Origin of the sequence: Nocardia yamanashiensis, from assembly GCF_021183565.1 — a bacterium.
GTDB classification, from domain to species: Bacteria; Actinomycetota; Actinomycetes; order Mycobacteriales; family Mycobacteriaceae; genus Nocardia; species Nocardia yamanashiensis.
Genome location: NZ_CP089226.1, coordinates 4,977,589 through 4,991,540, shown reverse-complemented (window position 1 = coordinate 4,991,540; position 13,952 = coordinate 4,977,589). Strand labels below are relative to the sequence as shown.

The 13,952-nt window shown below is 65.9% G+C and carries 17 protein-coding genes; 5 read left to right on the top strand and 12 right to left on the bottom strand.

Annotated elements, in window-relative coordinates; genetic code table 11:
• Window positions 1-18 precede the first annotated feature (18 nt).
• The 4 genes from LTV02_RS23665 to LTV02_RS23650 form a co-directional block, all read right to left on the bottom strand.
• A complete protein-coding gene (locus LTV02_RS23665) occupies window positions 19-225 on the bottom strand; it encodes a DUF397 domain-containing protein (protein ID WP_233033915.1) in 207 nt (68 codons plus the stop codon).
• A complete protein-coding gene (locus LTV02_RS23660; protein WP_233033912.1) occupies window positions 222-1,028 on the bottom strand; it encodes a helix-turn-helix domain-containing protein in 807 nt (268 codons plus the stop codon). Before LTV02_RS23660 ends, LTV02_RS23665 begins: the two co-directional genes overlap by 4 nt.
• Window positions 1,029-1,316: 288 nt before the next feature.
• On the bottom strand, window positions 1,317-1,754 hold the full coding sequence (locus tag LTV02_RS23655) for a hypothetical protein (protein WP_233033911.1): 438 nt from the start codon (window positions 1,752-1,754) through the stop codon (window positions 1,317-1,319).
• A gap of 303 nt (window positions 1,755-2,057) precedes the next feature.
• Window positions 2,058-2,705: a TetR/AcrR family transcriptional regulator gene (locus LTV02_RS23650; protein ID WP_233033909.1), complete on the bottom strand. Its 648-nt coding sequence runs from the start codon at window positions 2,703-2,705 to the stop codon at window positions 2,058-2,060.
• Window positions 2,706-2,834: 129 nt separating this feature from the next.
• On the opposite strand from LTV02_RS23650, the gene LTV02_RS23645 reads away from it, so the two are divergent.
• Entirely contained in the window at window positions 2,835-3,407 is a 573-nt protein-coding gene (locus LTV02_RS23645; protein ID WP_233033907.1) for a dihydrofolate reductase family protein, read from the top strand.
• Between the two features lie 53 nt (window positions 3,408-3,460).
• Entirely contained in the window at window positions 3,461-3,886 is a 426-nt protein-coding gene (locus LTV02_RS23640; RefSeq protein WP_233033905.1) for a DoxX family protein, read from the top strand.
• Between the two features lie 120 nt (window positions 3,887-4,006).
• Here the strand turns inward: LTV02_RS23640 and LTV02_RS23635 are convergent, their stop codons facing one another.
• Window positions 4,007-4,501, bottom strand: coding sequence for a DUF4189 domain-containing protein (locus LTV02_RS23635; RefSeq protein WP_233033903.1), 495 nt, complete (start codon window positions 4,499-4,501; stop codon window positions 4,007-4,009).
• 207 nt (window positions 4,502-4,708) lie between these two features.
• Window positions 4,709-5,068 (bottom strand): DUF732 domain-containing protein, encoded by a 360-nt coding sequence (locus LTV02_RS23630; protein ID WP_233033901.1) that lies wholly within the window; start codon window positions 5,066-5,068, stop codon window positions 4,709-4,711.
• A 393-nt stretch (window positions 5,069-5,461) separates the two neighbouring features.
• Here LTV02_RS23630 and LTV02_RS23625 point away from each other — a divergent pair, with 393 nt between their 5' ends.
• On the top strand, window positions 5,462-5,665 hold the full coding sequence (locus tag LTV02_RS23625) for a hypothetical protein (protein ID WP_233033896.1): 204 nt from the start codon (window positions 5,462-5,464) through the stop codon (window positions 5,663-5,665).
• A gap of 60 nt (window positions 5,666-5,725) precedes the next feature.
• On the opposite strand, the gene LTV02_RS23620 is transcribed toward LTV02_RS23625, so the two are convergent.
• Window positions 5,726-6,220 (bottom strand): hypothetical protein, encoded by a 495-nt coding sequence (locus LTV02_RS23620; RefSeq protein ID WP_233033894.1) that lies wholly within the window; start codon window positions 6,218-6,220, stop codon window positions 5,726-5,728.
• A 349-nt stretch (window positions 6,221-6,569) separates the two neighbouring features.
• Between LTV02_RS23620 and LTV02_RS23615 the strand changes: the two genes are divergently transcribed.
• Window positions 6,570-7,052: an Imm32 family immunity protein gene (locus LTV02_RS23615; protein ID WP_233033892.1), complete on the top strand. Its 483-nt coding sequence runs from the start codon at window positions 6,570-6,572 to the stop codon at window positions 7,050-7,052.
• On the opposite strand, the gene LTV02_RS39320 is transcribed toward LTV02_RS23615, so the two are convergent.
• Entirely contained in the window at window positions 7,011-7,529 is a 519-nt protein-coding gene (locus LTV02_RS39320) for a hypothetical protein (protein WP_269821556.1), read from the bottom strand. The genes LTV02_RS23615 and LTV02_RS39320 overlap by 42 nt on opposite strands.
• 106 nt (window positions 7,530-7,635) lie before the next feature.
• On the opposite strand from LTV02_RS39320, the gene LTV02_RS23605 reads away from it, so the two are divergent.
• Complete coding sequence (locus LTV02_RS23605; protein ID WP_233033890.1) at window positions 7,636-8,157, top strand: hypothetical protein; 522 nt, start codon at window positions 7,636-7,638, stop codon at window positions 8,155-8,157.
• Here the strand turns inward: LTV02_RS23605 and LTV02_RS23600 are convergent.
• From LTV02_RS23600 to LTV02_RS23585, 4 genes are all read right to left on the bottom strand, one after another.
• A complete protein-coding gene (locus tag LTV02_RS23600; RefSeq protein ID WP_233033888.1) occupies window positions 8,154-9,644 on the bottom strand; it encodes an amidase in 1,491 nt (496 codons plus the stop codon). The two genes, LTV02_RS23605 and LTV02_RS23600, sit on opposite strands and share 4 nt — an antisense overlap.
• A 131-nt stretch (window positions 9,645-9,775) precedes the next feature.
• Window positions 9,776-10,174 (bottom strand): DUF4870 domain-containing protein, encoded by a 399-nt coding sequence (locus LTV02_RS23595; RefSeq protein WP_233033886.1) that lies wholly within the window; start codon window positions 10,172-10,174, stop codon window positions 9,776-9,778.
• An 83-nt stretch (window positions 10,175-10,257) separates the two neighbouring features.
• Window positions 10,258-11,874, bottom strand: coding sequence for an allophanate hydrolase (atzF, locus tag LTV02_RS23590; RefSeq protein WP_233033883.1), 1,617 nt, complete (start codon window positions 11,872-11,874; stop codon window positions 10,258-10,260).
• Window positions 11,875-11,978: 104 nt separating this feature from the next.
• Window positions 11,979-13,916: a 5-oxoprolinase/urea amidolyase family protein gene (locus tag LTV02_RS23585; protein ID WP_233041681.1), complete on the bottom strand. Its 1,938-nt coding sequence runs from the start codon at window positions 13,914-13,916 to the stop codon at window positions 11,979-11,981.
• Window positions 13,917-13,952 lie beyond the last annotated feature (36 nt).

Sequence of the window (13,952 nt, the reverse complement as noted above, 5' to 3'; positions counted from 1 at the left end):
CGATGCCGCAGGCGAACCCTAGATATCGAATGCGCCTGCGCGGAGGCCCTTTACGAAGACATCCCACGGTGCCGCTTGAAACACCAGCACCGGGCTCTCCGCACCGAGCTTCGAGTCCCGCACACCCACCGAGCCGCCGGGTAAATGCGCTGTCTCCACGCATTCGCCGCTGCCATGACTCCGAGTGCTCTTGAACCAGTGGGCTGAGGTCAGATCGGTGTTCACTGGGTGTGCTCCTCGGCTATCGACAAAATGAGCTGTCTGCTCGCCTCCGCGTCCAACGCTACCCGGCTGATCTCCGTGTAGGCATCGCGATAGCGCTTCACTTCGGCTTCCTGTTCCAGATACAGGTCCCCTGCGAAACCCTCCACATAGACGACCGGGGGTTCTTGGATCCCGGTTGCCGGCAGCTTCGGAAACTCCAGCAGGACAAAGGATCCGACCAGAGAACCAGGATGCGTTCTCGCGTTGAACGGTACGACCCGCACCGAAGCGTCCGGCCGACAGCCGATGTCGGCGAGCCGGCGGAGTTGGTCCGCCATCACCGCCGGTCCGCCGACCTCATCTCGCAATGCGGTTTCGAACAGCAGTGCCTCGATGGCGAAACCCGTTTCCTCCAGTCGGTTCTGGCGACGCATCGCAACCGTGATCCGTTTTTCGACCTGTTCGGGCGGCAGGTTCGGCGACTCCCGCCAGATGACCGCCCGTCGATACTCCGGCGTCTGAAGCAGGCCGGGAACCAGCGCGACCTTCCAAGTGGAAAGCTTGCGTGCGGCGCTCTCCAAACCCATGTAATGGTCGAATCCCGAGCGCAATTCGTCCGTGTACGCGCGCCACCAATTCTTCTGGGCAGAGGCGAGCTCCTGGGCCAAACCGATCAATACCCGCCGCTCGTCATCGCTCAGGCCGTAAGCGTCGGCAAAAGCATTGATCCATAGCTGAGGCACCTTCGACTTCAGCCCGTCTTCCATGCGCCCCAGGGTCTGCTGTGAGGTCTCGACGATCTGGGCGGCCGCATAGGCGGTCATCCCAGCTCGTCTGCGGTATTGGGCCAACATCCGGCCGAGTGCTCTGCTCACCAGGGTGGAACCAGCCATTGCCTAGCCTCGCTATCGAACGGGCTGAATTCTGGAAGTATCCGCCCTGAAAGTTTGGCACCTTCACGTTGATTTCGACAAGACGGAACTTCCAAGCCGCTCTTATGCGGAGTAGACCGGAAGTTGGCTTCGATAAACGGAATTCGATCATCCAAGCAGACGAAATGTCCGCTATGTCGCCACTGTCGAATTCCAACTCCGATCATCGAACACCAGTAGTCATTGGAGGTTTCCGCGATGCTCGACCATCCACCCATCAACCACACAGCCGTCCCGGCAAGCACGCTGACGATCTCCCGGGCCCACCGAATCATGCAGCAGCACAAGCACTGTCCTGTTTCGATCTGCTCCGCCAAAGCGCAGGCGCGCGGCGTCCTGATCGAATCCGGGCGCCTCGTGCCGGCCGACACCCCTCACATCGGGAGCTGACCGATGGGCGACAATCCATGCTTCCACCAGATGCCAGACCACCCCGTCCTGAATCTCGCTGTGGCACAGCATGCTCTTGACCGTCACAGCGACTGCCCGGATGACTGCGAAGCCAAGCGCTACTTCACCAAGCTCGTTCCCTACCTGCAGCGCGGCAGCACTACCTGGAATATCCGGGCGCCCCGCACCGGCGATCACCGAGATCCCGAAACCCGAAGGCGCGAACAATGATCGGAGAACTCATCTGCGCAATCTCCGGAGTCCTGGCCGGTCTGCTGCTAGGCGCAACTATGCCTCCGATGCGCCGCCCCTGCCACGAGGCACGAGCCAACAGCCGACCCGGTCACAGCGTCGCCGAGATTCGCGCGCGAATCGAAAGAGAGGCCCGCATCCGCGTTCAGCGCGGCCGCAGCATCCCCCACAACGTCGTCCCATTCGCGAGCACGAGTTCCTGAGTCGTACGGAACCCTCCGTGCTCCGCGGCTACTCTGAGCGAGCTACTCAATCTCGCGCATCACGCGGCTCCATTGTTCATATCCCGCGGTCGAGCATCTCCACCAATTTGGTTGTGAGGTCGTCGAGTTGGGCCGGTTCGAGGAAGCGCAGCGGGCCGTCGACGGCGAGGTAGGCCAGTCCGTGCACGGTGGGCCAGGCGAGAAACTCTGCGCCGGGACGGTTTTCGGGCGATAGCAGGCCGGCTTCGACCAAGCCGTCGAGGGATTCGGTGAGCAGTTCGATCGCCGATCGTCCGGTGGGTCCGGCGGCAGCGGGTTCGGCGACGGCGGAGACATCGTGCTGGGTCGCGAATGCCGTGCGGAACAGGCCGGGTTCCTCGCGGGCGAAGCGGATGTAGCCGATTCCGACGGCGTGGAATCGGGCTCGTGCGGCGGCGGCCGGATCTTCGGTGCCGGCAATCGCCTCCTGCTCGGCGACCATGGTCGCCGCGAGCCGTGCCAGTGCGTACCGCGCCACGGCCTGCACCAACGCTTCGCGATCCTTGAAATGGGTGTAGGCGGCGTTCGGGGCGACGCCGGCCCGTCGCGCCGCTTCGCGCAGCACGATCGCCTGCGGTCCGCCGCCCTCCCGCGCCATCGCCACTCCCGCTTCGAGCAGTGCCTCGCGTAATGCGCCGTGCCGGTACGTGCTTCGGCGCGCCTGCTGCGCCGCACTCTCGCTCATGTAGTGCCTCTTCCCTGGTCAAAGCAATTTCTGGACGACGTTCAGATTATAACTGGACACCGTCCAGAAAGTCTGTGTATCTTCACTTCTGTACAGCGTCCAGATCGAATTCAACCCACAGGACATCCGATGCGCACCCTGATCAGTTCGGCCTTCATCTCCCTCGACGGTGTCGTCGAAGCGCCCGGTGGCGAGCCCGGCTACCGCAATTCCGGCTGGACCTTCAAGCACACCGAGTTCATCCCCGACGCCTTCGAGATCAAGGGACGTGAACAGCAGGAAGCGACCGCGATCCTGATGGGCCGGGTCAGTTACGAGGCGTTCAGCCCGGTCTGGCCGGACATGGCGGAGTTCGCCGACTACAAGGCGATGCCCAAGTACGTCGTCTCCACGACGCTGGCCGACGAGGATCTGGTCACGAACTGGGGCGAGACCACGATCCTGCGCTCCATCGAGCAGGTCGCCGCCCTCAAGGAGACCGAGGGCGGACCGATCATCATCCACGGCAGCGCTTCCCTGAACCAGGACCTGTCCGACGCCGGGCTGATCGACCGCTACCACCTAGTGGTGTTCCCGCTGCTGCTCGGCGCGGGCAAGCGCATGTTCTCCGCCACCGACAAGGACGCCCGGAAACTCCAGCTCGTCCAATCCCAGGCCTATGCAAACGGCTTGCAGCTCAACATCTTCGACGTCGTGCACTGATCACCTGAACGCACTACCAACCCGGCGCGACCGACTCAACCGAGGAGCAAGAAATGACCGCCATCACCGCCGCCCCGACCACCGTCACCGCCCCCGGCAAGATCCGCCACCGCATCCTGTGGACCCTGCAGATCGTGCTCGGCCTGTTCTTCATCATCGCCTCCGGCGGACCCAAGCTCGTCATCCCGCACACGCTGATGGAAAACAACGCCACCGCCTTCTCGATCCCGTTCGCGCTGCTGGTCTTCATCGGCGTCGCCGAAGTAGCAGGCGGCATCGGGCTCATGGTGCCCCGCCTGGCGTCACCCGCCGCAATCGGCCTGGCGATCGTCACCTTCCTGGCCGCCGGCTTCAACCTCTTCCTGACCGGCACCCCTGAACTGGCTCCATTCCCGCTGGCGCTGACCGCGATCTTCGCCTGGATCGCTTACGAGCGCCGGGATTCGATCACCACACTGCGCACGCCGTTCAATCGATGACCCACGCACGCCCCTCGGCTACCGGCGATACCCAGCCGCCGGTAGCCGCGTAGTGCGTTACCGGGACGGGTCCGGTCCGGTTGGTCGAGTCCGCCGAACCTACAAGGGCGGCGAAAAGTTTCAGCCGGCGTTCGAGGTGCAGATGGTGTCGAGGACGGACAGCGGTGCGACGACTCGAGCGAGACCGAGATTGAAAAGGAGACTGCTAGGGAAGCCCAGGCCCCGGTTTCCCAAGTCCAGAGCAGCACTTTCCGCCGCAGCGGCGGTTGGGCCACGACCCGTGTAGTAGACCGGCTCCACAGCATTCGACCATGCTGTCCAGGTGTCGTATTCGACTACCGAGCCGCACTCGTTGTGGACTCGGGCGAAAACGGTGCAGCGGTCGACGGTGCACCCGGCGAGGGCGGCTGCGTCCGCGGCGGCCTGCGACGGATAGTCCACCGCCACAACAACACCGGTGTGGTGCTCCCACGGGGTGCCGGGGGTTTTCTGCTGGTAGATAGCGATCGCGCCATACAGATCACCGGCCGCCTGCGCCGTCCCGCTCCCCGCGACCACCAACGCGCCCGCAATCGGAAGCACCGCGGCCAGCGCGGCCCTGCCCAACAACGACATGAACCCAACCCCAGAGACGAACGGCACCGACCGATAGATCATTGCCGCCCGTGCACCGGGTGTCCAGCTCGCACGCAACAAATTTCGGATTTTGACCGGACGTCGTAAGCGTTGGCGTGACTCGCAATACGGCGTCATTCGGATTTCGTCACGCGAGCCGGCGAGGACGTGGCGAGTATTCCGGGTCGGGCCGGCCATGCCCCGGTATCAGCCAGGGCAATAGGCAGTCTCAGCGGCGTTCACGAAGGCCATTGCCGAGTTGAACTCGCCTGGCGCCTCGCTGATGAGCTCTGCCAGGTGCTGCTTCGATACGCCGCTCGCGAGCAGATTGCAAACCGCATGGCCACCCTCGGCAATGGTCGGGAAATCCGAGACGATGCCGGAAAGCGCCTCGATGCCATCCCGCTGGATGAGCAGGAACCCGAAATGCGCGTCCTGTATCGGGCCATAGTTGTGGGGACCCGCGACCGGCTGAAGCTCTGTCGAGGGCGATGCCGAGGCGGGAACGGCGAACAAAACGGCAGCACCCGCGGCAGCGAGCCCGGTAGCGATTTTCGAGACGAGCAAAGCGATTCCAATCGTGCGACAACTGTGCGACCTGGTGGTCGCCACCAAGATCGTAAATGAGGTCGCCGAACTCCGCCGGATGTCGATTCGCGTTACTCCGAGTTCACCTGCGTCCGTTCATCTTTTGCAGGGCACTGGCCGGGTCGCCCCGCGCCATCCGGCAATAGCGTGGTTGGCCAGGCCGCTATCATTGCGCCATGTTCGACATGATCTCCAGCCGAAAGGCTCGTGCCGCGTAACCGCCCACGCGAGGTCCGCGCCCGCGCTGCCTTGCGACTCCGATCCCACAGCGCCGAGCATGTCATCGACGGCCTGTCTTCGTCTGCACTAGCCGAGATCGACCGCCTGGAACGCACCCGAAATTACCTACAGGCGGGGGATGTCGGAAGAGCTGTGCGTCTGTGGAAGAACCACGTCCACCTTCCCGCGCGCGAACTGTGGCATTACTACGAGTTCGGCGATGTCCACGACTTCTGTTGTGGCAGTCCAGTGGAGGCCCGTCACCTCCTCGACGTCGTAATCGCGGCGATGTCACCGCGCGGGGCCCGCGAGCTACGCATGATCATCGGCCGACTCGATGCCCTGATGGAAATTTGACTGTCCCGCGCGCTCCGCGATTGCCGTGCTCCCGATTCGGACAAACCCCTCATTGTGCTTTCAGCCATGGCAATGAACCCGGACAAGCACTGTGTCCTCAGGCAATGCGGCCAGATAATCCGCGTTGCCGCCGGGCGGTACCGGGCAGTCGGGCTCGTCTTCGTAGGATGTGTGTTCGTCCCAGTCCTCATGCGCCCAGACGCCGCTCGGCTCCACCCACCAACCATCGAGGGTGAGCACATCGGTCCATCTGAGAGAATCAACCGGGATAATCAGCAATGCCTTTGGGCCGCCCGCGCATTCGCGTCGGATGTGCGGAAACCTGAAGCCGGCGTTGTCGGGAGTGTCATAGATCAGTCGAGAATCGTTCTCATATCCCGGTCGTACCTCAAACCTGACTCCCTCGCCGCCACCCCTAATACGCCATGTGTCCCACATCGATCGCTCAGCGGGCTGTTCGTACATCTCGAACGGAGCGAGCGCTCGAGTGAGCCCGGCCTGAACGTCATCGATCGCATCCGGCGGCAAACACACAATCACCCAGATATGAGCCACAACGCTTCCCCCTCGCGCGATTCCGAGCGCCCAGGTTATCGCCCGGAATCAACAGACGCAGCTCGATTTCCGGCCAGTTCGCCGGCCGCAGAGGCCCGGTCATCGTCAGGTCGGTCCGTGCGGCCAGCCGTGCCAGCATGAGCAGTCCGCCGCACGGCAATGCATCCAGCCGTCGCACTGCTCGTCTGGTTTCCACACCGTGTGTTCGGAGATGGGGTGTGGACATTGATCGCAGACCTTGGAAACGCGGCTCGAGACGGCGGACGATCACCCTGCATTCGGCAAACTAGTGCGTTTGACAGGGCCCGACCGGTGCGGGCGGTTGACCGTCCCGGACCGGGCGTTCGGAGTGCCGTCCAAAGAGATCGTGGGCAATACGGATGGGGTGGCTGTGGCTGATCCCATATCGTTGTCCGATTCGGATTCGCGCGGTGAAAATGGCTGCGCTGCTGTCATAGGGAGAGGTTTGCGGGTCGAGGTGTTCGGTGACGGGATGGTCGATATCAGCGGTGCCGCTTCGGAATTCGTGGAGCTTGCTGCCGTGGTGGTCAGGGGGGAGGGGAGAGTCGAGGCCGAGGAGCTTGTTGCTGTCGAGGTTCGTTCGGATGGTGGTCCAGGGGTTCTGATCCGGGTCGATGAGTCGCGGCGGGTGTTGGTGGTGGTGGGCGATCAGGAGGGTCGTGTGCTGCTGGCGGAGGACCTTCGTGAGGTGGGGGCCATGAGTGTGGGCGGGCATCAGCACATCGAGTACGACCCACAGTTCGGCTATCTGCGGGAAGGCTCGGCCCCTTTAGTTCTCAACAGCCCGCACGGGGGAATGCCGCGGTTGTAGCGTCGATGCTCGAATGTGGCAGTAGACCCGGACGAGAATCGTGTCGTCCGGTAGGGAATCGAGATAGTTTTCGATGTCGGCGGGTGGGGGTGGGGGGTTGGGTTCGTTGGTTTTGTGGTGGTGGGTGCCGTTCGGCTCGATCCACCAGCCGTCGAGGGTGAGTATGTCGGGGTGGGAGAGGTTGTGGGTGGGGATGTTCAGGAGGGACTTGGGGCCGCCTGCGCATTCGCGGGGGGTGGGGAGCAGGGTGATGCCGAATTGGTTGGGGGCGTCGTGGATCAGGCGGGGGTCGTTTTCGTGGCCGGGGCGGACGTAGAAGCCGGCTCCTGGTTCGGCGGGGCGGGTTCGCCAGGTGGTCCACATGTTTTGGCGGGGGAAGCCTTGGTGGCGGTCGAAGGGGGCCAGGGCTTGGGTGATCGCGGTTTTCAGGTCGGCGAGTGCGTCGGGTGGTAGGCAGATCGTCACCCAGGGTTGCATCGAATATCCTTCCGGCCGATCCTGTTCCGCGCGGACCGGCGCAGACCGGATGGTTCGTATAGCCTCCTGCTGGTTCGATTATGCAGCGAGGGTTTGGGTAGTGGAGATGGCGAGTAGCGACGTCGAATTGGCGGCTCGGTGGTGGCAGTGGGCTATGTCCGTGCCGAATGCCAAGAATCCGGTGGTGGACGAGACGGGGGAGTTCGCCGCGATCGATCAGCCGGCGGATGTGTGGTTTCTGGCGGGGACTTTCGGTGGGCGGGCCGAGCGGCGGTGCACGGTTCCGCATGGGCGGCCGATCTTCTTTCCGGCATTCAATATGTTCCAGAAGGTTCCGGAAGGATTCTTCGCGCGGGGCGAAGTGCCGGTTGCGCCCGCCGCTACCGGTCATGCCGCGCTCAATGGCGTTTCGCTGCCCGTGCGAGTGGTGACCAACAGCAAGGCATTTCGGGTCACGGCGGCGGCAGGCGGACCCTTCGGTGAAGCCGGGCGGTTCAAGGCCAAGGCTTGGGGCCTCTGGGTCCGCCTCGATGACCTCGCCCCGGGCGATTACGTCCTCACCTTCGGTGGCGAGTACGAGCCCGGCGGCTTCTGGGTCGAGGTCACCTACCAGTTGGAGATCCGTTAGCCCGCAACCGCTCCGGGGCCCCGACGGCCGGAATCGAGGGTCGGGGTTCGGAACCCGCCGATCCGCTGTTCGAGCAGTTCGGCCAGGCGTAGCGGGGTGCGGTCCTCGAACATCGGACCGATGAGCTGGACGCCCACCGGCAAGCCTTCGGGGGACGGACCGGTGGGGATGGCTGTGCTCGGCAGGCCGGGCATGGTGGCCACACCCGCCCAGACGAGCTGGTCGAAGTACGGGTAGTCGTTGCCGTCGATGGTGATTCGGCGTTCCGGCAGGTTGGGGTCGTGATCGTGCGGGAAGGCGGGGGTGGGGGTGATCGGGCAGAGGACGGCGTCGAATTCGGTGAACAGGTGCCGCCAGGCGTGGCGGTGGAGTTCGCGGCGGTTGGCGGCTTCCAGCCAGTCGCGGTGGGTGAGGACCATGCCCCGGACCAGTGCGGCGCCGAGACTTTGGTCCGCCGGATTCAGGGCGGCGGCTTGGGTTTGCAGTTGTTCGTAGGCGTCGACGGGGAAGCGGGCGGAGTTGCCGGAGAAGAGGAAGAGCCGGTAAAGCGCTGCGGCTTCGGCCAAGTCGGGCAGGTGAGGGCTGTGTCGTTCGACGCGGGCGCCGCTGTCGGAGAGCGCGTCGGCGACACGGTTCACGGCTGCTCGCACCGCGGATCCGGTCGGGATGAACGGGTGGTCCTCGATGACCAGCACACGGAAATCGGAGAGCCGTTCATGGCGGGCGGGCGGGAGCGTCACCCGGTACGCCATGCCGTGGGTCAGCGGGTCCGGTCCGGCCATGACGTCGAGCAAGAGGGTGAGATCGCGCGCGGTACGCGCCATCGGGCCGACGACGGCCAGGTCGAGATCGGTGGGAAGAGCCGGAGCGGGCGGTGCGACCATGCCGCGGGTGGCAGCCAGCCCGACCGTCGGTTTGTGCGCGTAGACGCCGCAGAAATGAGCGGGCGTGCGCAGCGAACCCGCGAGATCCGAGCCGATGGACAGCGCACCGAACCCGGATGCCAAGGCCGCCGCCGACCCGCCGGAGGACCCGCCCGAGGTACGAGCGTGATCCCACGGGTTGTTGGTGACGCCGTAGATCTCGTTGAAACTCTGGATATCCTGTAGCCCCAGCGGCACATTCGTCTTGCCGAGGATCACCGCACCGGCCGCCTTCAACCGCGACACCTGCACCGCGTCCTCCTCCGGCACGAAGTCCCGATGCGCCGACATGCCCCAGGTCGTAGGCAGCCCGGCCATGTTGTACGACTCCTTGACCGTCACCGGAATGCCGAGCAGCGGCCGATCCTCACCCCGCGCCAGCGCCGCATCGGCCTCCCGCGCCGCCGCGCGCGCCCGATCGAAGTCCGGCACACAGATCGCATTGATCTCCTTGTCCTCGCGCTCGATGCGGGCGATCGCCTCGTCGGTCAACTCGACCGACGTCACCGCACCCGCACGCAAAGCAGTCGAAAGTTCCTCGGCCGAATCAAAGCTGCGTTCCATGAATTCGACGGTATTAGGTCCCCGACCAGGGCATAAAATGCAATTTTGCACAATGGGCCGAGGCGCGACAGCCGACGTGAACGACCCACGGCCCGAGCGAAACTCGGGCCGTGGGTTTTTCGAGTGTGTGGTTACTTGACCGAGTCGGCCAGCTGATCGGCATAGGGGGCGACGAACTTTCCGACGATGGGCAGCGGAGCGCGGACACCGCCGGTGTTGTTGGCCTGCACCATCGCCATGATCCAGACGACGAGGGTCAGGAGCCCGAGGACGAGTCCGGCGAGGCTGAAGATGATCCCGAGGGCGCCCAGGAAGGACCCCAGGATGCTCAGGACGATATTCAGGACCGAAACGGCTCCGAAGAACACCACCGATTGCGCGGCATGGAATTTCACGTCCGGCTCGTTCTTGCCGATGAACAAGAAGATGATGCCGGTGACCCAGCCGAAGGCATAGGACAGAATGGCGCTGGTCTTCTTGTTCAAACCGGTGGACTGCGGGTGGTCGGCGGGAGGCTGAGAAAATGTCATGCCGTAAGTAGACGTCGGCACCCGCCCCTACCGATCCCAACTTTCGGGCGAACGCGCAGGTCGTGGGCGATCACCCGATATCGTCAGCCGACCGCGCCGGCGGCCAGGGCGGCTCGCCAGCCGCCGTATTCGCTTATGTCCTTGGCGGATTGGGCGGCCGCGCCGGCGCAGCTGAAGCCGGTGTGCCAGGTGTGGTCGGCGAGTTCGATACTGCCGAGTTGCATGGGCGCGGGGAGTGAGGCGAGGAAGCGCCCCAGGGCGGCGGGGGAGAGGAGCCACCGTTCCCCGGCGATGGGGACGCCGGATTCGCCTTCGGGGACACGGGTTACGGCGGGTTTGGGTGGGGTGGTGTCGAGAGCTGCCAAGCGGTAGTTGGAGCTGGTTCGGACGGGACCGGACCAGCGGGCCCCGAGGGTGATGAGCTGGTGTTCGAGGGGTTGGCCGCGCAGGTGGGCGCCGAACACGATGAGTTCTTGGGGGTCACACACTTCGAGGGGCCAGGCAGGTTCGGCGGCGGGGGTGCCGGTGACGAGGGCGGCTACGTCGTAGGCGACCGCGTCTTCGAAGGCGCGGGCCAGGACGGTGACGCCGAAGTGGGCGTCCTCGACCTGTCCGGCGGGGACAGCCACCGCGCAGAGGTCGAAGAGGTTGCAGAAGTTGGTGTAGGTGCCGAGTTTCGAGTTTTCGCCGATGGGGTCGGCGGCGACTTCAGCGATGGTCGGATGGCCGGGCACGGTGGGGGTGAGCAGGACGTCGGCGCCCGCCAGAGCGGACATGGCGGCGCTGCGCAGGCGGGCGAGTTCGGCTTGGTCGGACACCAGGCGATGGGCGGGAACGTCACGGGCCGCGCTGATGATCGCGCCGACGGTGGGGTCCACGGCCTCGGCGTGCGAGTCCACGAATTCACCTACGGCGGAGTACCTTTCGGCCACCAGAGCGCCGTCGTAGAGGAGCCGGGCGGCGGCCAGGAACGGCGCCGGATCGATCTCCACGATGCGCGCCCCGGCCTCCCGCAGCCCGGCGACGGTGCGCTCGAATGCACTGCGCCACTGCGGATCCAGATCCGGGAGCGCGTCGAAGATCGCGACCACCGGATTCGGCGGCGCCGCCAGGCGGACATCCGCGGGGAAGGGCCGGGCGGGCGCGCCGGAGGCCATTGCCGCCATGGCCCGGTTCGCCGTCTCGAGATCGGCGGCGAAGATGGTCACGCAGTCGTAGGAGCGGCAGGCGGGGACCACACCGTCGGTGGATACCACCCCGAGCGTGGGTTTGATGCCGACGATGCCGTGCAGAGCGGCCGGAACCCGCCCCGAGCCGGCGGTATCGGTGCCGATGGCGATGTCCACCTCCCCGCTCGCCACGGCCACGGCGGAACCGGAACTCGAACCGCCGGAGACGTATCCGGGCCGTACGGCGTTCTCCACCACGCCGTACGGGGAGCGAGTGCCGACCAACCCGGTGGCGAACTGGTCCAGGTTCGTCTTGCCGGCCACCACCGCACCGGCGGCACGCAGCGCCGCGACAGCTGCCGCGTCTTGCACCGGCGTGTAGGCGAATTCGGGGCAGCCCGCCGTGGTCGGGAGGCCCGCGACGTCCACATTGTCCTTGACCGCGAGACGCAGACCGGCGAGCGGTCCGGTGGCCCCGGCGGTTTCGGCGCTGATCTCGCTGTCGGAGCGGCGGTGGATCCACACTGTCATGTGCGTGCCCTTCGGTATTCGGCCCCGGTGCGCCGTTTCCGGCGCGGCGGCGGAGCGATGGTCGGTGGAGACGTCGTCTCCGATGCGGTGTACGGGACCAGCCCTCAGGGCTTTTCGGCGAACTCCCCGGCCTGCTGCCAGGAATCGCGTTCGGCGGCAAAGGCTTCGGCTTGTCCAGCGCGGAATTCGGCGATGGAATCCGCATTGTCGGCGAGGAAGCGGCGATAGTCGGCGAGCCGGAACTCCCCCTCCGCGGTCTCGGGTTCCCAGCTCCCGGTGGCGCAATCGGCGCGCAGGTCACCGAGTTCCTCGGCGGTGACCGGATACCAGCTGATGCGATCGAAATACCGCAGCAGCCAAGGGTCTTCGCCGATCCCGGTGGAGCGGTGATTCCACACCTGGGTGGTGCGGCCGACGAGCTGATACCCGCCGGGCCCCTCCATGCCGTAGATGCACAGATAGGCGCCGCCGATGCCGACCGCGTTCTCCGGGGTCCAGGTGCGCGCCGGGTTGTACTTGGTGGTCACCAGGCGGTGCCGCGGATCGGTCGGGGTGGCCACGGGCGCGCCGAGATAGACGTCGCCCAGGCCCAGCACCAGGTACTCGGCCGCGAAGACGGTGTCGAAAACCTGGTCCACCGAAGGCAATCCGTTCATGCGGCGGATGAACTCGATATTCCACGGGCACCAGGGCGCATCGGAGCGCACACCGTGCATGTAGCGCGTGATGGCTTCCTGGATGGTGGGGTCGTCCCAGGACAGCGGCAGTCGCACGGTGCGGCTGGGAACCACCAGCTCGGCGGCCGCCGGGAGATCGGTCTCCACTTCGGCGAGCAGATCCAGGAGCTTGGGGGTGGGAAGCCGATCCGGGTCGGTGCGTACCTGCAAGGACCGCACGCCGGGAGTCAACTCGGTGATACCGGGCTCCGACCGTTCCAGCAGCGCCTGATGCAGGGCGTGCACGCGGGCGCGCAGTTCGAGATCCAGTGTGAGATCGCCGTATTCGATGAGCACGCCGTCATCGCCCTGGCGACGGTAGGTCACCGCGGTGTCCACGCCCTCGCGGCGGCCCAGCACGCCGTCGTCGCCGTCGCTGCCCGGAGACAGCACGATCGGCCAGGAGGCCCGCCGTTCCGCACCGAGTTCGCGCGGCGAGGCGGCGCGGTCCGCCCGGACGGGGACGAAGCGGACGGTATCGCCGGGGCACAGCTGCCCCAGCTTCCAGCGTTCGGCGGCCACCACGGTGACGGGGCAGACGAATCCGCCCAGGCTGGGCCCGTCGGGGCCGAGCAGGATGGGGGTGTCGCCGGTGAAGTCCAGCGCGCCGATCGAATACGCGTTGTCGTGAATGTTCGACGGATGCAGCCCGGCCTCGCCGCCGTCGGTGCGCGCCCACTGCGGTTGCGGCCCGACCAGGCGCACGCCGGTCCGATCGGAGTTGAAATGCACCTCGTAATCGGTGCTGATGATGGTGTCGAAGTCGTTGCGCGTGAAGAACTCCGGCGCCCCGTGCGGCCCCTCGGTCACCGCGAGCTCCCAGCGGCGGGTCAGCACCGGCTGATCGTCGCCGGTCACGCCCGCCGTCACCCGGCCCGCGGCCGCGCCCACTGCCAGCACATCGCCCGCGGCCAGCGCCGCACCGGTGCCGCCGCCGAACCGGCCGAGCGTGAAAGTGGACTTGCTGCCGAGATATTCGGCTACCTCGATGCCGCCCGCGATCAGGATGTAACTGCGCATGCCCGGCCCGCGCACCATGCCGACGTCGAGCACGCCGCCCGCCGGCACCAGCACGCTGCGCCACTGCCGAACCGCCGTGCCGTTCACCGTGATCGGCACCGGTGCACCGGTCACGCACACCCAGGTCGGGGCGTCGAAGCGCAGGGCCGGTCCGCCGAGCGTGCACTCCAGCCCGGCCGCGCCTTCGTCATTGCCGAGGGCGCGATTGCCGAGCCGGAAGGACAGGTCGTCCATCGGCCCGGACGGCGGCACGCCGACATGCCAGTAGCCGACGCGCCCCGGCCAGTCCTGAATGGTCGTCTGCATGCCCGGGCGCAGCACCGAGAAGGTCCGCGCGGGGTT